We start from the raw sequence: 18,091 nt of genomic DNA, 5'->3' as shown, positions 1-18,091 counted from the left end.
TGACTCCTTAAAAAGTGTATTGGGAGATGTGGACATCGTTTGCACGAGAGACCGACGCATAGAGACGGTAATAGATCGTCTGTGGAGTCGCCATGACCAGGTCCGAGAACGGACTTAGAACACCCAGTCCGACGATTCCACCAATGCCGCATGCTTTCATACCTACTTCGGTAACATCCGGAGAAAGCCCCAGAGAGCCACCGCCCGGAAAATCAGCGCTACCAATGTAATGAATGTAGCCACCGACGGTTTTTGCATTCTTCGGAACAACAGAGGCCAGCGAGATCGGTGTCGGCGACATCGACATGCCGTTTTCCAGCACTACCGTCCGAGCAATGGAAATTGAACGCTGATGTTGAATGCCGGGGTTCATCAATCGACTGGCACCGGTTTGCCACACGCTGACCAGCGCACTGGCGCTATAACCGGCGGGCATATTAGTGCCCGCATAAATTTCAGGAGCGGTACTCAATGTCGCATTGACGCCCAGCAGCTTCGCAACCTTCAACTCGGGGTTGTAGATGACGTAAATCCCGACACTGCCGTTTGCTGGAGCGATACCGGTGTCCATGCCACCTGCACCGACGGTTGTCAGATCGAGCGATAGATTGAGATTCGCCAACTTGTACTGCGCGACACCCGGCTGCTCGACAATCAGTTGATCAGCAGTAACCGTTGCAACGGAAGCCGCGACAGGCAGCGATACTCTCAGATTACGCATGGCGCCTACTTCCGCACCATTTAGGCGAGCCAGTTTGACTTCAGTAGCCAGAGAGGCGATATCGATGCTTCCCTGATTGATCGGTGCGTTCCAGGCTTTGATGCACCACATGACGGCGAGGTTTCGAGGCCTTGACCGCATGAAGTCCACGCCGATATAGGCGGTACCCGGAGTCTGCACTCCATCCATGTTGAGCCCTTGCGAGGCAGCAGTAGTCGTGCCATTAACCGTCACGGACTCGACAACCGCCGGAGTCGTGTCGTACTCAAGCCCAAGAACCCTCACATGTTTGGGGTCATTCAGGTTCGGGATCGGCAGATTGACACCATCACCATCGCCATAAGTTGCGGTGCCTACTTGCCAGCTACCAATTGCCCGCCCCGTGTCAGCACCACGCCCATGATCCCAACCACGGAGAAACTCACCGCGCGAATCCGGCAAGCGGAAGTTGCCCGCGCCCTCATCTCCCTTGTTGTAAGTGGTACCGAGAAAAGCCGCCAGATCCGGATAAGTCGCAATGCTCTGCACACTGCCATCCAGTTCCAGATAACCCGGCGCGACGATCCCCGTTGGGAATGCCAGAACGGCCCCCACCGGAACAGCGGATTTGAGCCGTTCGACTTCCTTGGCCAGTGCGGCTACATCGATGGTTCCCTGATTGACCGGGGCGTTCCAGGCTTTGATGCACCACATGACGGCGATGTTGCGTGGGCGAGTTTCATTTCCCCCTGCATTGACGGTAGTTGTGGGCGACGTCAGATTGTTTGAATCAGGCCCTGAAGTTGCCAGATACCCACCCGTAGCGGGAGGTGTTACGACACCGTTAACAACTCCAGCGCCCGTACCCCCAAAAGGGTCAATGTTTGCAGCTACGCTGTCAAAGTACCGGTGACTGTGACTTTTATAATCATCAGCCTGAAGGCTACCGACTTGACGTCCCAGGTCGACTCCCCGTCCATGATCCCAACCGCGTAAAAATTCCCCACGCGCTTCCGGCAAACGGAAATTCCCGACGCCCTCATCACCCTTGTTGAACTTGCCTCCCAGATAAGCGCTCAAGTCCGGGTAAGTCGCACTGCTCTTGACGCTGTTATCCAGCTCCAGAAAACCCGGCGGCGGTGCATCCACCGGGAACGCCACAATCGAACCCACCGGCAATGCCGATGCCTTGGCAATCAACGCCTCGACTTCAGCCTTGGTGTAGGAATCCTTGATGCCAAACCCGGCCAACGTTTCAGGATTCGCACCTGCCGTCGCTCGACCATATTCATCAACCGTCAGACTCTTGTATGTACCCGCAGCAATCCCGGTACGCCCCGCGAGCATCTTGAACGTCAGCGCCGTGGTGCCGAGGGTGATCGGCGCGTTGGTGGTCAGGTGCCACAGCGAATCTCCGTTCGCCGTGCCCTCCTCCACCATGACCGTCAGGCCCGGCGTGACCTTTGCACTGATATTGGCATCCGTCGCCCGCACCCAGTCGCCATTGGCGACAATCCACAGGCCGTTGTCCTTGGCCAGCGTCTGGTTCGCCAGCAGCACACGGTCGCCGGAAATCACGGCCACGCCGTCGATCTGTTGCGCACCGTTCAGCACGATGTTGGTAGAGGCCGCGACGCGCACCGATTGCTTGCCATCGAGTTTGCCGAGTTCTTCGGCGAGGTAACTCATGACCCAGGCACGGGTGGCCTTGACCACGGTGTCGTCGATCAGCAGCGTTACCAGCGATGCATTGCTGGTCTCGAAAATCGAGCGAATATAGAACTCTTTGCCCGAGCCCGACGTGGCTAACACCGGTTTGAACGACTCCGGATATTTGACGATCGCGTAGAGAATCCCGGTGTCGGTCCAAAGCCCCGCTTCACGCACGTACCAGCCGCCGACATCCGGCGGAATGGTCACTTCGGCGAGAAGCCAGCTCGGATTCTTCTCGTCCTGGAACAGGGCGTTGAGCGGCCCGCGCCAGACTTCGCGTTTCAGCGCGGTGGCGGTCGCGGCCGGGTTGTAGACCGCGCCGCCGCCGTCGCCGACAGAAATCTGCGTCAACTTGATCGGCACGCCCGCGGCCTTGCACGCCGTTTCGTAGGCAATCCCTGCGTTGGTGAGCAGGGTGTAATAGTCAGCCATTCAGGCCCCCTGAGGATAAATAGTGGATGTTTCGACGGTGTACATCGCGGCGGCCATGAACGCCTCGCCAGAGGTTTCGAGCCCTTCGATGAACACTGGATAAACCGTGGTCAGCTCACCGCAGAAAGTCGCGGCGGCGATGCAATGGCTGCCGAATGCGCTCAAGCCAACCGTCACCGAGAGAATGTCCCGTTCGCTCTTGGCATCGGCCAGGCGTCGGTCGAGACGGGCGTCGATTTCTGCGCTGTAGGGTTGCTCGCTGAAGGCCCGCACGGAGAAGCTGTAAGGCACGCCGGGCGGCGTCTGTTCGTACCAGGCGCGGACTTCGGGGCGCAGTTGCAAACCCTTGGCCGCGTTCTCCAGCGCCTTGCGAGTGCCGGCCTGCCGCGCGGTGGGCCAGGCCAGTTCGACGGTCAGGCGCTTTTCCGCTTCCGGTGCGCTGGTGCTCCATTCGGAGACACCGCGATCCGCTGCCAGATACGGCAGGAATCCGACCGGTGTTTCGCTCGGGTTCATCAGTTCGGGGAACGGCGGCACGATGCGATCAAGCAATGCGCCAAAGCCCAGATCCAGCCCGCGCTCGAGTGCCGAGCTGTTGGCCGGCAGCAACGTCGGGCTATGCGTTGGCTCACTCATAGCGTCAGCACCTCGACCTCGACCGCCGTGCAGTACGGCGCCTGAAACGCCGTGGTGACGATCGGCGCCAGCGGTTCAAGAATCTGCAGTTGCACGGCGCCAGCGCTGTGCAGTGTGTAGTCGATCCAGCTCGGGTCGACCCGCCCTTCGAGGCGATGGCAACTGTCGGCGTAGGCCTGCAATTGTTGCTGCGCGGCGACTTTGGTCAGGCCCGAATCGGGGCCGGAATTGATCTTGGCCACGACACGAATCTTGTAGCGCTGAATGTCGGCTGCCTTGACCGTGACCAGATCGGTTTCCGGTCGCACATCAGGGCGGGCGAAGTGCTGACGAACGCCATCCAGCAACGCTGCAGACGGAGTGCCATCGCCGTCTCGCGACAACACCGTGACCTGCACTTCGCCCGGCGCCGTGCGCCGACCATTGCCGTCCTTGACCTGTGCCGCCAAGCCGTCCGGGTTGAAGGTGTAGGTGACGTTCACCACACCGCCATCGCTGGATTCGACCTTCACCGTTGGCCGTTCACCGAGGGTGAATACCTCGCGGCGATACTGCATTCGCGAACCCGCAGCCGGGGCGTGCGGTGCCAGGTAATAGCGCAGCCGGGCGTCGTCGTCGCTTTCATAAATTGGTGGTACCGGCGGGAATGCCGCAGGGTCACCCGCATCGAGCAACTGCCTTTCAAGGCCCATGTCCGCCAGCCGTGCATCGAGGTTGCTGCCGGTCGCCCACCACGCCAGCATCTGCTTGATACGGGCGTTGTATTTGCGTTCGTGGGTTTGCAGGCGCACGCAGAAAGCTTCCAGCGCGAGGGTCAGCAATTCGCTTTCGTTATCGAGGCTGGTCTTGAGTTTCGCCGCGCTGTCCGGCGCCCGGGTGCCGACGTATTCGACAACGAAGGTCTTGAACTCGGCAAGCAAGTCTTCGAAGGCGTCGACAGTGATCAGCGCCGGTTCGGCCAATTGGTTCTGGCCGGGGATCAACATGCTCATGTCACGACCTCGAATGTCTGTTGACGGTTTTTCCAGGTGCCGGCGAAACGCAGCAGCAGACCGGCGCCCTGACGGCTGGCGACGATCACGCTCGGCTGAAAATCGCTGATCCCGTTCTGCGCGTTGTAGAACGCCTGAGCCGCGTGGCTCTGGGCCAGAAGCAGAACGTCGTCACCGAGGTTCTGCCCCAGCAGCGTGGGGATCAGCGAGCCATAAAGGGGCCTTTTTTGCCGGGTGCCCAGCGGCGTGGTCAGGGCCCGGGTCGCGCGCTGCACAAACTGCAGCCAGTCGTCGACCGTGGCCCCGGAGTCTCTATCGATTCCGATCATGGGAAGCTCTTGATTCAGGGGCTGATGACGCGGCCCTGGTGATCCACCAACGGGCCGCTGAAGTGCACGCCCGAGGCGTCGATGCTCAGGCCGACGCCGCCCAGTTGCAGGCTGATCAGCTGTGGCGTCATCGTCAGTTGTGCCGGGCCGATGCTCAGTGCAAGCGATTCGCGAGAACCGGTGAAAGCCGCCGGGCCGTTCTGCCAGTGCAGAATGTGTGTGGCGTCGTCGTAGCCGCTTTCACTGCCATCAACGTGCACCCGGCGCGTCAGCGTCGGTACCGTCGCCGTCGGTGGAAAGCGGTCACTGTTCAAGCCGAACAACGCCACGCTTTGCGCGCCGCTTTCACCGCTGCCGTAGTTGAGCAGCAGACACTGCTCGCCCACGCTGGGAATTCGTGACTCGCTCTGCGCTCCGGCGCTCGGGTTGAAAAACTTGATCGCCGGTGTGAGCAGTCCACCGTGGCTGACCTGGCAGGTGTTGCTCGCGGCATCGACGGTCTGACAGACACCGATGCGACAGAAACTCTCGGCGCGGCGGTGCAGGTCGTCGATTTCCGCTTCCATCTCGGCCAGCCGCTCGATAATCGGCCCCAGTTGCATGCGCAGTAGTGCGTCGAACATCGGTCAGGCCTCCAGCGCGGTGTATTGGTCGGGGTCGTCGATGTCGCTGACTTCCCAGGTACGGGCGAATTTCGGCGTGCCGAGCGGGTCGTCGAGCAAGGTCGGGCCGAGATAGAGGGTCTGGGTGAAAGTCAGGGTCCAAGCCTTGTATTGCTGATCGGCGCGTGTGAGCACTGACGGCAGCCCATCAATGTTCATCGGCAAATCGCATTGATCGCCGGGCAGGCTCCAACGGTTGTCGGTGATCAGGTTTTTCAGCACCGCGATCAGGTCGCAGGCGGCAAATGCGCTCGCAGAAAGTGCCGGAATGACTTGCAGCGATACCGTCATGACGTGGGCAATTCGCCCGTCAGCGGCACGTGCACCGGGTGCATTACGGTCGAAGTCGATCAATGCCCAGGCCTGAGCGCCGGGTGCCGTGAAGTCGTCATGATTGCCGACCTGCAGATTCAGGCCGGCGCTGTTGCGCAAGGTTGTCGCCATCGCCGTGAACAGCTGCGAAGGCTGCTGGATCGGTGCGGGCATGCATGACCTCCTTTTCAATTGTCCACGCGCAGCCCCGCCGCATCAGTTGCAGCGAGGCAGGAAAGTGTTGAGTTACTGGGGATCGCGCGGCGGGGGAACTTCGCAGACGCCGATGCGCTTGGCGGCCCAGCGTTCGTACAGACCGATGGCGACGTCGGCACCGGCCATGGCGGTCAGGCAACCGAAGGCACCGGCGGCCCAGATGGATAGCCCGGCGGCGTACAGCAGCATGATCGCCGAGACGCCGCAGATCATGCAGGCGCCGGAGCGCAGGGCCAGACGCCGCAGCAATGACCAGCCACGAGCGCCCTCCTTGTCGGCGCGCCACATTTCGCCGGACACCCCGCCCACCACGGCAAGGAGGATGACCAGCCAGATCGGCATGTCCGCCAACGCTTGTTGCTCGTTTGTCATGTCACGCCTCCTGGTTCTAGTTGATGAGTGTTGTGTGTTGGGTTCAAGCGATGTCTCTTCAGGTAGGCATTCCAAAAAGCCCGGCGTTGAGGCAGGGCTTTTCAGTAATGCGCTCCAGATTTTGATAACGATGGATTTGAATCAGAAGGGGGCGACTGGCCACACGATAGTTGCGGGATAATCCGGCTGTTTATCGACGTCGCTGACGGCGATGCAATATTGTTTGTACGCCAGCAGCAGGGCTTGCTCTGTTGGAGTGGCAATGCCGGTGTCAACTTTGTAATTCAGCGAGTTGAGCAGCAGCCAGCCCGCAGCGAAATTCAGCAACTGCCATTTCTGCTGTTCAGCTTCATTGCGCAGGTCTTGCTCGGAGGGCGGCGTGAACGTCCAGACGCCATCGAATGTTGCGCCCCAGCCGACGCGAATCTGCGTATTACCTGTTACATCAACCCAAAACGAAGTTGGCGAAGCAGGTGCTTCCGGGCTGACTTCACTTTCCTTGAGCTGGGTAACTTTGCTGTACTCAACCAGTGCATAGAGATTCATTTAGTCTTCCTTTGTGTAGTGTTAGCGATGAACGTCGTGATGAAACCTGGCAGGCATTCCAAAAAGCCCGGCACTTAGCCGGGCTTTTCAGTAATGCGCTCCTTCGCCTTCCTTCAAATCCTGTATCCGAGAAGGAAGCTGACTTTTCGGCGCTACTGGCGCGGTACGAGTCCATTCAAATTGTTTTTCCGACCGCGGTCCCTGCCCGCCGGATAACTGCTCTTGGTGCTTTACGCTGCACACCCGGGTCAGTTGCCAACCCTCTGAACCGTTGAGGCCGGTTCATCGCTGCCTGTTCTTGTGGAACTAAAGAGCTGTTGTTGCCAGCCGCTTTGTCGAGCGGCTTGGTGGCAAGAATATGCATGGATGCATATACAGTCAATGCATAAATGCATTTATTTATGCGAAGGAAATGCACGAACGCATGCAGGCCGCATAAATCAAGGGCTCGAGGGTTTTATTCAGGCGAAAAAAAACCCGCTAGGAGGCGGGTTTCTTTGACGGGTGAAAATCTATCGGGCGTACATGCCCCACCAGAAGACGTGACCGAGGATGACGATCTGCTCGTCCTGCATATCCTGGAAGCTGTAGTCCTCGTCCGGATGTTCATCGCGGTTGAAACTGCGCAGACGGATACCGGTCGGCAGGCGATAGAGCTGCTTCACGCGCAACTGGCCGTTGTGGTTGATCGCGTACAGATCGCCATCGATGATATCGCCGATGCCGCACTTGCCGGCATTGACTCCGACCGTGGCGCCGTCACGCAACACCGGCATCATGCTGTTACCGCGCACCGTCACGCATTTGGCCTGGTCGAACTGCACACCGTTATGGCGCAGGCTGCGTTTGCCGAAGCGCAGGCTAGAGCGTTCGCTCTCTTCGATGACGAATCTTCCTGATCCAGCAGCCAATTCAACCTCACGAAGAAAGGGCACCGACACCTCGTCGTCATCGACAGGGGTATCGTCGTCCCACAGGCTTATGTCCTTGAGTTCCGCATGCACGTCATCGCGCGCGCCACCGGTCGCGATCGCGACATCGGCGCGGCCACGTAATTGATCAGTGCTCACATTGAAGTATTCGGCGATCTTCGAGATGTGTTTATCCGAAGGATCGACGATCTTCCCGCTGAGAATCCGCGAGAGCGTTGATTGAGGCACGCCGGTGCGACGGTGGAGCTCCGTGGGGGAGATCCCGTGTTGGTCGAGCAGTGCTCTTAAGACGGAGGATACGTTGCGTTTTTGCATAACGCGCATAGTGCTTGAAGTTTTTTCCGAAGACAAATGCTGATTTGCATAAATCGTGCATAAATCACAATTAAACGCAAAAAGTGTCAGCCGGCCGTCATGCCTGCGTCGAGCCGACCGCCCATGGTAACCTTGCGCCCATCGCGGAAAAGCCCGGCGGTTGCCCTCGCTTTTGCCCTACATCATTTAACGAGTTACCTGACAATCCGATGAATAAAGCCGTCTCCGACCTGTCCTCCCACACCCCGATGATGCAGCAATACTGGCGCCTGAAGAATCAGCACCCGGATCAGCTGATGTTCTATCGCATGGGCGACTTCTACGAGATCTTCTATGAAGACGCGAAGAAGGCGGCCAAGTTGCTCGACATCACTCTGACCGCGCGCGGCCAGTCGGCGGGGCAAGCGATCCCGATGTGCGGGATTCCTTACCACGCGGCGGAAGGTTACCTGGCGAAACTGGTCAAGCTCGGCGAGTCGGTAGTGATCTGCGAGCAGGTCGGCGACCCGGCCACCAGCAAGGGCCCGGTAGAACGTCAGGTGGTACGCATCATCACACCGGGCACGGTCAGTGATGAAGCGCTGCTCGATGAACGCCGCGACAACCTGATTGCCGCCGTGCTAGGCGACGAGCGCCTGTTCGGTCTGGCTGTGCTGGACATCACCAGCGGCAACTTCACTGTGCTCGAGATCAAGGGCTGGGAAAACCTGCTGGCGGAGCTGGAGCGAGTCAACCCGGTGGAACTGCTGATCCCGGACGATTGGCCGAAAGACCTGCCAGCGGAAAAACGCCGTGGTGTGCGTCGTCGCGCGCCGTGGGATTTCGAGCGTGATTCGGCGCTGAAAAGTCTCTGCCAGCAGTTTTCCACGCAAGATCTCAAAGGCTTCGGTTGCGAAACCCTGACCCTGGCCATCGGCGCTGCCGGTTGCCTGCTGGCCTATGCCAAGGAAACCCAGCGCACCGCCCTGCCCCATCTGCGCAGCCTGCGCCATGAGCGTCTGGATGACACCGTGGTGCTCGACGGCGCCAGCCGTCGCAACCTCGAACTCGACACTAACCTGGCTGGTGGTCGCGACAACACCTTGCAATCGGTGGTTGATCGCTGCCAGACCGCAATGGGCAGCCGTTTGCTGACCCGTTGGCTGAACCGTCCGCTGCGCGATCTGACCGTGCTGCTGGCGCGGCAGACCTCGATCACTTGTCTGCTCGATGGCTACCGCTTCGAAAAGCTGCAGCCGCAGCTCAAGGAAATCGGCGACATCGAGCGGATTCTCGCGCGGATCGGTCTGCGCAATGCGCGCCCTCGTGACCTCGCTCGCCTGCGCGATGCGCTCGGTGCCCTGCCGCAACTGCAAGTGGCGATGACCGACCTCGAAGCACCGCACCTGCAACGCCTGGCGACTACCACCAGCACCTACCCGGAACTGGCGGCGCTGCTGGAAAAAGCCATCATCGACAACCCGCCAGCGGTGATCCGCGACGGCGGCGTGCTGAAAACCGGTTACGACAGCGAACTCGACGAGTTGCAATCGCTGAGCGAAAACGCCGGCCAGTTCCTTATCGATCTGGAAGCCCGGGAAAAGGCCCGCACCGGTCTGACCAACCTGAAAGTTGGCTATAACCGTATTCACGGCTACTTCATCGAACTGCCGAGCAAACAAGCCGAATCGGCTCCAGCCGATTACATCCGTCGTCAAACCCTCAAGGGCGCCGAGCGTTTCATCACGCCCGAGCTGAAAGAATTCGAAGACAAGGCGCTTTCGGCCAAGAGCCGTGCCCTGGCTCGCGAGAAAATGCTCTACGAGGCGCTGCTGGAAGACCTGATCAGCCAGTTGCCACCGCTGCAGGATACTGCCGGCGCATTGGCCGAGCTGGACGTGCTGAGCAACCTTGCCGAGCGTGCGCTGAACCTTGACCTGAACTGCCCACGCTTCGTCAGCGAGCCGTGCATGCGCATCACCCAGGGCCGTCACCCGGTGGTCGAGCAGGTGCTGACCACGCCGTTCGTGGCCAACGACCTGAGTCTGGATGACAACACCCGGATGCTGGTGATCACCGGCCCGAACATGGGCGGTAAATCCACCTACATGCGCCAAACCGCATTGATCGTGCTGCTGGCGCATATCGGCAGCTTCGTGCCGGCGGCCAGTTGCGAGTTGTCGCTGGTGGACCGGATCTTCACCCGAATCGGTTCCAGCGATGACCTGGCCGGCGGTCGGTCGACCTTCATGGTCGAGATGAGCGAAACCGCCAACATCCTGCACAATGCCACCGAACGCAGTCTGGTGCTGATGGACGAAGTCGGTCGTGGCACCAGCACCTTCGATGGTCTGTCCCTGGCATGGGCCGCCGCCGAGCGTCTGGCGCATCTGCGTGCCTATACTCTATTTGCCACGCACTATTTCGAACTGACCGTGTTGCCGGAAGCCGAGCCGCTGGTGGCCAACGTGCACCTCAACGCCACTGAGCACAACGAGCGCATCGTGTTCCTGCACCACGTGTTGCCGGGGCCTGCCAGCCAGAGCTACGGCCTGGCGGTGGCGCAACTGGCCGGCGTGCCGAGTGAAGTGATCGTGCGTGCCCGTGAGCACCTGAGCCGACTGGAAGACACCGCATTGCCGCATGAAGCGCCCAAGCCTGCCGTCAAAGGCAAACCGGCCGTTCCGCAGCAGAGCGACATGTTCGCCAGCCTGCCGCACCCGGTGCTCGATGAGTTGGCGAAAGTGGATCTCGATGACCTGACCCCACGTCGAGCGCTCGAATTGTTATATGCACTTAAGAACCGGATCTAAGCAGCGAAGAACCGGATATAACGCAAACGGCTTCAAGCTGTTAGAATCTCGCGCGGTTTGGGATGCTGCTGGCTAATAGCCTGGCTGGCAGACATCGCTCCCGAACCTGGCGACCCCAACCGTGAAGGGGCTACGCTGCCGCCGCCTGAGGAGAAAATTAGAAATGACCTTCGTCGTCACCGACAACTGCATCAAGTGCAAGTACACCGACTGCGTAGAAGTCTGTCCGGTGGACTGCTTTTACGAAGGCCCGAACTTCCTGGTGATTCACCCGGACGAGTGCATCGACTGCGCCCTGTGCGAACCGGAATGCCCGGCCGTCGCGATTTTCTCCGAGGACGAAGTTCCGGAGGATATGCAGGAGTTCATTCAACTGAACGTTGAATTGGCCGAAATCTGGCCGAACATCACCGAGAAGAAAGAATCGCTGCCGGATGCCGAAGAGTGGGATGGCGTCAAAGGCAAGATCAAAGATCTCGAACGCTGATCTGTCGCGCGTTACCAAAAGGCCCCTTGCGGGCCTTTTTGCTTTTTCGGATTTTACTTTTCTACAGGCAAAAAAAGGGGCGGTTTGACCCGCCCACATTTTTTCCCTATTCCCTGTATTCCTTTTCATCGTCCTGATGAATCGCGTCCTGCGATGTCCGTTCCCCTCTTCCTTGAAGGGCGTGTCTGTCCGTCGACACAGTGCTGATACTAGAGAGTTTTCTGCCGAGAGCAATCGGCCCGGCGGGGTGAAAGTCGCTGTAATAAGCACTTCATATTAAAAAATAAGCATATAAATCAATTGGTTAAAAACGACTCTCGGCAGAAGTCGACGTCTACCGTCCTGCAAAAATGGGGAACGCTTACGAAAGAGTAAGCCAAGGCTTACACCGCAAGACTACAAACGATGGAAATGCTGACCATTTGTCCGGCAATGAACTTTGTGGCGAGGGAGCTTGCTCCCGCTTGAGTGCGCAGCGCTCATGAACCTTTAGGGTTGCTGTGCAACCCGGCGGGAGCAAGCTCCCTCGCCACAGACAGACTTCAGCCGATCTCCGAACCATAAAAAAACCCCGAACCAGTCGGGGCTTTTTATGGGCGGGCGTCAGAGGCGCTTACTGAAACAGCGACTCGCTCGACAGGCCATTCTTCTCGAGGATTTCGCGAAGGCGCTTGAGGCCTTCCACCTGGATCTGCCGCACCCGTTCACGGGTCAGGCCGATCTCCAGGCCTACGTCTTCCAGCGTGCTGCTCTCATGGCCGCGCAGGCCGAAACGGCGTACGACCACCTCGCGCTGCTTGTCGGTCAGTTCCGAGAGCCATTGATCGATGCTCTGCGACAGGTCGTCATCCTGCAGCAGTTCACATGGATCGGTCGGACGGTCATCCGTCAGGGTGTCCAGCAGGGTTTTATCCGAATCCGGACCCAGCGAGACATCGACCGAAGAAACCCGCTCGTTCAGGCCGAGCATGCGCTTGACCTCGCCCACCGGTTTTTCCAGCAGGTTGGCGATTTCTTCGGGTGAGGGTTCGTGATCGAGCTTTTGCGTCAGCTCCCGTGCCGCCCGCAGGTACACGTTGAGCTCCTTGACCACATGGATCGGCAACCGGATGGTCCGGGTCTGATTCATGATCGCGCGCTCGATGGTCTGACGGATCCACCAGGTCGCGTAGGTCGAGAAGCGGAAGCCACGCTCGGGATCGAACTTTTCCACTGCGCGGATCAGGCCGAGGTTACCCTCTTCGATCAGATCGAGCAGCGACAGCCCCCGATTGACGTAACGCCGGGCGATCTTCACGACCAGCCGCAGGTTACTTTCAATCATGCGCTTGCGCCCGGCAGGGTCGCCACTTTGCGACAGACGCGCAAAATGAACTTCTTCCTCCGGGGAGAGCAGTGGTGAAAAGCCGATTTCGTTGAGATACAGCTGCGTGGCATCGAGTGCCCGAGTGTAGTCGATGTACTTGTGTTGTTTAAGTGAAGCGGATTGTCTGGATTTGGAACGAACGGAAGGTGGAGCAGCCCCTTCATCATTCGACATCGAAGATTCCGAATCGATGCCGGCCTCCATAAGGAGAACCTCATCGTCGATGTCAAACTCCGGCACTTCTTTACTGAGAGCCATTGTTATAGTCCTTTGGTGAGTTCGACCCCAAGCTCAAGCGACGCCTTTATCCTTGGCAGCGCTGGAGCCTGTCCCCTCTACGCGACGGAACAGGCTGGCCTCAAATCAACGTTTGGGCAGGAACTGCAGCGGATCTACAGGTTTACCTTGGCGGCGAATCTCAAAATGCAGTTTCACCCGGTCTGTACCCGTTGACCCCATTTCGGCAATTGTCTGTCCGACCTTGACCTGCTGCCCCTCCCGTACCAACAGCCTGCGGTTATGTCCGTAGGCACTGACGTAGGTTTCGCTGTGTTTGATGATGACTAATTCGCCGTAGCCCCTTAAGCCACTCCCGGCGTAAACCACCGTCCCATCAGACGCAGCTAAAACAGGCTGTCCCAAATCTCCGGCGATATCAATTCCTTTATTCAAACTACCGTTTGAAGAGAATTTTCCAATCAGAATGCCATTAGATGGCCATCCCCAGCCGGTCGGGGCCGGGCCCGGTGGAGGCATCGGAGCCGGAGCCGATTTGTTCGCGACGGACGGTGCAGCCCCCGCAGCAGCGGCTCCGGAGCCGGTCACGGTGGTGGTCGTCGTGCCATTCGCCTGGCGCCGGATTACCGTGGTTTTGCTCGACGATGATGGCGCGGAACTGCCGTTGCTCACCACCGCTGTCGGTGTTGAACCGGTGCGGCCGTCAAAGCGAATTGTCTGACCCGGGTGGATCGTATACGGCGTAGGAATATTGTTCCGGGCCGCGAGGGCTTTGTAGTCCCAGCCGTAGCGAAAAGCGATGGAAAACAGCGTATCGCCCGGACGGACTACATACTGCCCGGTCGTGACGGCCGGACGCTGGGCCGCCGCGCTGTTGCGATCGACCACCCGCACGTTGCTCGATTTGGTGCTGGAGCAACCGACGAGCAGGGTGCTCAATACAAGGCCAGTCACCAGGCGCTGAAAGCTCGTGTTACCCATACGCTGCGCAATGACTGTGAGACTCACCCGCCGCTCCCTTTGTGGTGGCTGAAATATGTGGAATGCCGAATCGCGGCAAGTAGTGTCGCAAGTATAACGGGCCGAACCGGCTTTACCGTTAAAGATGCGAAAACGCTTCACGCACACGTTTGCCCTTGGACAATCAGTTGCGTTTAAACCATCGCTGCCGGTGTAAGACACAAGCCAGCGCAAGGAATTCAGCGCCCGCAAACAAATGCTCAGGCCAGCGGGCCATTGAGCAATGGCACGAAGCGTACAGCTCCCAATACGTGACGGGAAAAGCCGTGTTCTTCACGCACGATTAGCATCAGTTGCTGCACTTCCCCCGAGCCGACCGGAATCACCATCCGCCCACCCGGTGCCAGTTGATCGAGCAAGGCCTGCGGCACGTCGGTCGCGACTGCGGTGACGATGATGCCGTTGTACGGCGCCAGCGCCGGCCAGCCTTCCCAGCCATCACCCCAGCGGAACACCACGTTGCGCAGGTTGAGTTCGACCAGGCGTTCCTTGGCCCGATCCTGCAGGACCTTGATGCGTTCGACCGAAAATACCCGCTCGACCAGTTGCGACAGCACGGCCGTCTGGTAACCCGAACCGGTACCGATCTCCAGCACCTTGTCCAGCGGCCCCGCCTCCAGCAGCAGCTCGCTCATGCGCGCCACCATATAAGGCTGAGAGATGGTCTGGTTGTGGCCGATCGGCAGTGCGGTGTCTTCGTAGGCACGATGCGCCAGCGCTTCATCGACAAACAGATGACGCGGCGTACGGCGGATCACTTCCAGCACCTTGGCGTTGGACAGGCCTTCTTCATACAGGCGCTGGATCAGACGTTCACGGGTGCGCTGCGACGTCATGCCGATGCCACTGCGCAGTCTGTCTTCGTGTTCACGAGCCATCAGCGCAGTTCCTCCAGCCAGCCGTCGAGACTTCTGAAGGCATCATTGAAAGTGCGATCGAGCTGCAACGGAGTGATCGACACATACCCCTGCATCACCGCATGAAAGTCGGTGCCCGGGCCGCCGTCTTCGGCATCACCGGCCGCAGCAATCCAGTAGCCGGCCTTGCCACGCGGGTCGACCACTTTCATCGGCGCCGCAGCACGGGCGCGATGGCCCAGACGGGTCAGTTGAATGCCACGAATATGATCGATCGGCAGATTGGGAATGTTCACGTTCAGCACCGTGCGCGGCGGCAGGCCCAGCCCGGCGTGGGCTTCGACCAGTTTGCGCGCGAAATGTGCGGCTGTCGCCAGATTGTCCACCTGTCGTGAGCACAGCGAGAACGCAAACGAAGGGCGCTCGAGAAAGCGCCCTTCGAGGGCTGCCGCCACAGTGCCGGAATACAGCACGTCATCGCCCAGATTGGCACCGAGGTTGATCCCGGAAACCACCATGTCCGGCTCGCGCTCCAGCAGGCCGTTGAGGCCCAGGTGCACACAGTCGGTCGGCGTACCGTTGAGGCTGATGAAACCGTTTGCCAGGTATTGCGGGTGCAACGGACGGTCGAGCGTCAGCGAACTGCTGGCGCCGCTTTTGTCCTGCTCCGGGGCGATAACCACGCACTCGGTGTAATCCGCCAGCGCAGCATAAAGCGCGGCGAGACCGGGTGCGGTTACCCCATCGTCGTTAGAAATCAGAATACGCATGGGCTGTCCGTCTGCCCCACCGGCACCAGATCAACGAGTTCGCGCACCAATACGGTGGCGAAGCATCCGGCCGGGAGGACGAATTCCAGTTGCAGAATGTCAGGCTGGGGATAATGCCACGACAACCCGCCAATGGGCAGCCGCAGGATGCGACGTTCGTGGCTCATTCCGGCATTGATCAACCAATCGCGCAGATCCGCTTCACGCTCGGCAATCCCCTGCTCCAGATCATGGACAGCGCCAGCGGCGGGTGAGTCACCTTCGCCCCACTGCGGACCGGTCGGGTGCAGGTCGAGAATCGCCAGGCGCGGATCGCTGCATTCGGCCTCACCGGCCGGGAAAAAACTGCGGCTGTCGGTGAACGCCAGCAGATCGCCGACTTGCGCCTGCTGCCAGGTGCCATCGGCAACCCGAGCGGCCAGTACCTGATTGAACAGAAAACTGCGCGCCGTCGATAGCAGCCGCGAGCGCACATTGCGCTGCTCCGGTAGCGCCTTGCGCGCCGCCCAGGCACGCGCATCAACGACGTTACCGCCGTCATGGCCGAAACGCTGGGCGCCGAAATAATTGGGAATGCCTTGCTTGGCGATCAGTTGCAGACGCTGCTCGATCGCATCCTTGTCGCCGGCAAACTGGGTCAGGCGCAAGGTGAAGCCGTTCGCCGAATGCGCGCCGCGTTGCAGCTTGCGCTTGTGCCGCGTGGTTTTAAGGATCTTCAGCGTGTCGTTTTCCGCCGCCGACAGATCCGGATCAGCCTTGCCCGGCAGTTGCACGCTGAACCACTGACGGGTCAACGCCTGACGATCCTTGAGCCCGGCATAACTGACGGTGCGCAACGGCACGCCGGCGGCCTTGGCAATTCGGCGCGCTGCTTCTTCGGTATTCAGGCCACGTTTTTCGACCCAGATCCACAGGTGCTCACCATCGCCGCTGAACGGGATGTCGAGCACTTCATCGACCTGAAAATCTTCGGCGATGGCTTTCAGAACCGCAGTGCCGAGTGGTTCGCCATAGGCCCGCGGGCCAAGCAATTGCAGTTCGTTCATGCGCGCAGCAACAAGGCAACGGAATGCACGGCGATGCCTTCTTCGCGACCGACAAAGCCGAGCTTTTCGGTGGTAGTAGCCTTCACGTTCACTTGATCCAGTTCAACTTGCAGATCGGCGGCGATCAACGCGCGCATCGCTTCGATATGCGGGGCCATTTTCGGTGCCTGAGCGACGATGGTGTTGTCGACGTTGCCGACTTTCCAACCCTTGGCGTGGATCAGCGCGACCACATGCCGCAGCAGGACACGGCTGTCGGCGCCCTTGAATTGCGGGTCGGTGTCCGGAAAGTGCTTGCCGATATCGCCCAGCGCGGCCGCTCCGAGCAAGGCATCGCTCAAGGCATGCAGCAGGACGTCACCGTCGGAATGAGCGAGCAGCCCGAAGCCGTGTGCAATACGCACGCCGCCCAGAGTAATGAAATCGCCTTCAGCGAAACGGTGAACATCGTAGCCGTGGCCAATACGCATAAAAAAACGCCCCGATTTTTGTCAGGGCGTGATTCTACCTGCATTAACCGCGCAGGGCGCGTGCGTGATGCTGCAAGTGGTCGTCAATGAAGCTTGAGATGAAGAAATAGCTGTGGTCGTAGCCCGGTTGCAGGCGCAGCGTCAGCGGATGACCCGCTTGTTTTGCAGCTTGTTGCAGGGCTTCGGGTTTGAGCTGCGTGGCGAGGAAGTCATCGCGATCCCCCTGATCGACCAGCAACGGCAGTTTCTCGTCGGCTTCAGCAATCAGCGCGCAGGCATCCCATTCTTTCCACTTGGAACGGTCTTCGCCCAGATAGCGGGAGAATGCTTTCTGCCCCCACGGACAATCCATCGGGTTGTTGATCGGCGAAAACGCCGACACCGACTGATAACGCCCCGGGTTGCGCAGCGCGCAGACCAGTGCACCGTGACCGCCCATGGAGTGGCCGCTGATGCTGCGTTTGTCCGACGCCGGGAAATGCGCTTCAACCAATGAAGGCAATTCCTGCACAACATAGTCATGCATCCGATAGTGCCGCGACCACGGTTCCTGCGTGGCATTCAGGTAGAACCCGGCACCGAGACCGAAATCCCAGGCGCCATCTGGATCACCCGGCACATCCGGGCCGCGCGGACTGGTGTCCGGCGCGACGATGATCAGACCGAGTTCGGCGGCCATGCGCATCGCCCCGGCCTTCTGCATGAAGTTCTCGTCGGTGCAGGTCAGGCCGGACAGCCAATACAGCACCGGCAGCTTGCCGCCCTGCTCCGCTTGCGGCGGCAAATACACGGCAAACACCATGTCGCAGCCGAGCACGTCGGAACGGTGGCGATAGCGCTTGTGCCAGCCGCCGAAACTTTTCTGACAGGAGATGTTTTCCAGACTCAT

18 protein-coding genes are annotated in these 18,091 nt (G+C 59.6%); 2 read left to right on the top strand and 16 right to left on the bottom strand.

What is annotated here, in order from left to right; translation table 11 throughout:
- Positions 1–7 precede the first annotated feature (7 nt).
- The 9 genes from QRN61_RS19695 to QRN61_RS19655 form a co-directional block, all read right to left on the bottom strand.
- Positions 8–2,845, bottom strand: coding sequence for a phage tail-collar fiber domain-containing protein (locus QRN61_RS19695; protein WP_096795846.1), 2,838 nt, complete (start codon positions 2,843–2,845; stop codon positions 8–10).
- Positions 2,846–3,481 (bottom strand): phage tail protein I, encoded by a 636-nt coding sequence (locus QRN61_RS19690; protein WP_096795845.1) that lies wholly within the window; start codon positions 3,479–3,481, stop codon positions 2,846–2,848.
- Complete coding sequence (locus tag QRN61_RS19685; protein WP_096795844.1) at positions 3,478–4,473, bottom strand: baseplate J/gp47 family protein; 996 nt, start codon at positions 4,471–4,473, stop codon at positions 3,478–3,480. Before QRN61_RS19685 ends, QRN61_RS19690 begins: the two co-directional genes overlap by 4 nt.
- A complete protein-coding gene (locus QRN61_RS19680) occupies positions 4,470–4,802 on the bottom strand; it encodes a phage baseplate protein (RefSeq protein WP_003222189.1) in 333 nt (110 codons plus the stop codon). The genes QRN61_RS19685 and QRN61_RS19680 overlap by 4 nt, the downstream gene beginning before the upstream one ends.
- Positions 4,803–4,816: 14 nt before the next feature.
- The gene (locus QRN61_RS19675) at positions 4,817–5,425 is read right to left on the bottom strand and encodes a phage baseplate assembly protein V (protein WP_285374799.1); all 609 of its coding nucleotides are present in this window, start codon (positions 5,423–5,425) and stop codon (positions 4,817–4,819) included.
- Positions 5,426–5,428: 3 nt separating this feature from the next.
- A complete protein-coding gene (locus QRN61_RS19670) occupies positions 5,429–5,950 on the bottom strand; it encodes a hypothetical protein (protein WP_285374796.1) in 522 nt (173 codons plus the stop codon).
- 72 nt (positions 5,951–6,022) lie between these two features.
- Positions 6,023–6,364: a phage holin family protein gene (locus QRN61_RS19665; RefSeq protein WP_003222183.1), complete on the bottom strand. Its 342-nt coding sequence runs from the start codon at positions 6,362–6,364 to the stop codon at positions 6,023–6,025.
- A gap of 141 nt (positions 6,365–6,505) precedes the next feature.
- Positions 6,506–6,910: a tail fiber assembly protein gene (locus QRN61_RS19660; RefSeq protein ID WP_096795841.1), complete on the bottom strand. Its 405-nt coding sequence runs from the start codon at positions 6,908–6,910 to the stop codon at positions 6,506–6,508.
- Positions 6,911–7,422: 512 nt separating this feature from the next.
- Positions 7,423–8,157, bottom strand: a complete 735-nt coding sequence (locus QRN61_RS19655) for a LexA family transcriptional regulator (protein WP_027611049.1) — start codon at positions 8,155–8,157, stop codon at positions 7,423–7,425.
- Positions 8,158–8,366: 209 nt separating this feature from the next.
- On the opposite strand from QRN61_RS19655, the gene mutS reads away from it, so the two are divergent.
- The gene (gene mutS / locus QRN61_RS19650; RefSeq protein WP_285374792.1) at positions 8,367–10,949 is read left to right on the top strand and encodes a DNA mismatch repair protein MutS; all 2,583 of its coding nucleotides are present in this window, start codon (positions 8,367–8,369) and stop codon (positions 10,947–10,949) included.
- Positions 10,950–11,112: 163 nt separating this feature from the next.
- Complete coding sequence (gene fdxA, locus QRN61_RS19645) at positions 11,113–11,436, top strand: ferredoxin FdxA (RefSeq protein ID WP_003222178.1); 324 nt, start codon at positions 11,113–11,115, stop codon at positions 11,434–11,436.
- 613 nt (positions 11,437–12,049) lie between these two features.
- Here fdxA and rpoS read toward each other — a convergent pair.
- From rpoS to fghA, 7 genes are all read right to left on the bottom strand, one after another.
- Positions 12,050–13,060, bottom strand: coding sequence for an RNA polymerase sigma factor RpoS (gene rpoS / locus QRN61_RS19640; protein WP_007964304.1), 1,011 nt, complete (start codon positions 13,058–13,060; stop codon positions 12,050–12,052).
- 105 nt (positions 13,061–13,165) lie between these two features.
- The gene (locus QRN61_RS19635; protein ID WP_027611047.1) at positions 13,166–14,047 is read right to left on the bottom strand and encodes a peptidoglycan DD-metalloendopeptidase family protein; all 882 of its coding nucleotides are present in this window, start codon (positions 14,045–14,047) and stop codon (positions 13,166–13,168) included.
- A 212-nt stretch (positions 14,048–14,259) separates the two neighbouring features.
- Positions 14,260–14,895: a protein-L-isoaspartate(D-aspartate) O-methyltransferase gene (locus QRN61_RS19630; RefSeq protein ID WP_169841266.1), complete on the bottom strand. Its 636-nt coding sequence runs from the start codon at positions 14,893–14,895 to the stop codon at positions 14,260–14,262.
- Positions 14,896–14,936: 41 nt separating this feature from the next.
- Positions 14,937–15,686: a 5'/3'-nucleotidase SurE gene (surE, locus tag QRN61_RS19625; protein WP_285374783.1), complete on the bottom strand. Its 750-nt coding sequence runs from the start codon at positions 15,684–15,686 to the stop codon at positions 14,937–14,939.
- On the bottom strand, positions 15,674–16,732 hold the full coding sequence (gene truD / locus QRN61_RS19620; protein ID WP_027611045.1) for a tRNA pseudouridine(13) synthase TruD: 1,059 nt from the start codon (positions 16,730–16,732) through the stop codon (positions 15,674–15,676). Before truD ends, surE begins: the two co-directional genes overlap by 13 nt.
- Entirely contained in the window at positions 16,729–17,202 is a 474-nt protein-coding gene (gene ispF / locus QRN61_RS19615) for a 2-C-methyl-D-erythritol 2,4-cyclodiphosphate synthase (RefSeq protein WP_027611044.1), read from the bottom strand. Before ispF ends, truD begins: the two co-directional genes overlap by 4 nt.
- Before the next feature lie 43 nt (positions 17,203–17,245).
- The gene (gene fghA / locus QRN61_RS19610) at positions 17,246–18,091 is read right to left on the bottom strand and encodes an S-formylglutathione hydrolase (protein ID WP_115986312.1); all 846 of its coding nucleotides are present in this window, start codon (positions 18,089–18,091) and stop codon (positions 17,246–17,248) included.

Origin of the sequence: Pseudomonas sp. lyk4-TYG-107, from assembly GCF_030209055.1 — a bacterium.
Classification (GTDB): domain Bacteria; phylum Pseudomonadota; class Gammaproteobacteria; order Pseudomonadales; family Pseudomonadaceae; genus Aquipseudomonas; species Aquipseudomonas putida_A.
This window is presented reverse-complemented; position numbering and strand designations above follow the sequence as displayed.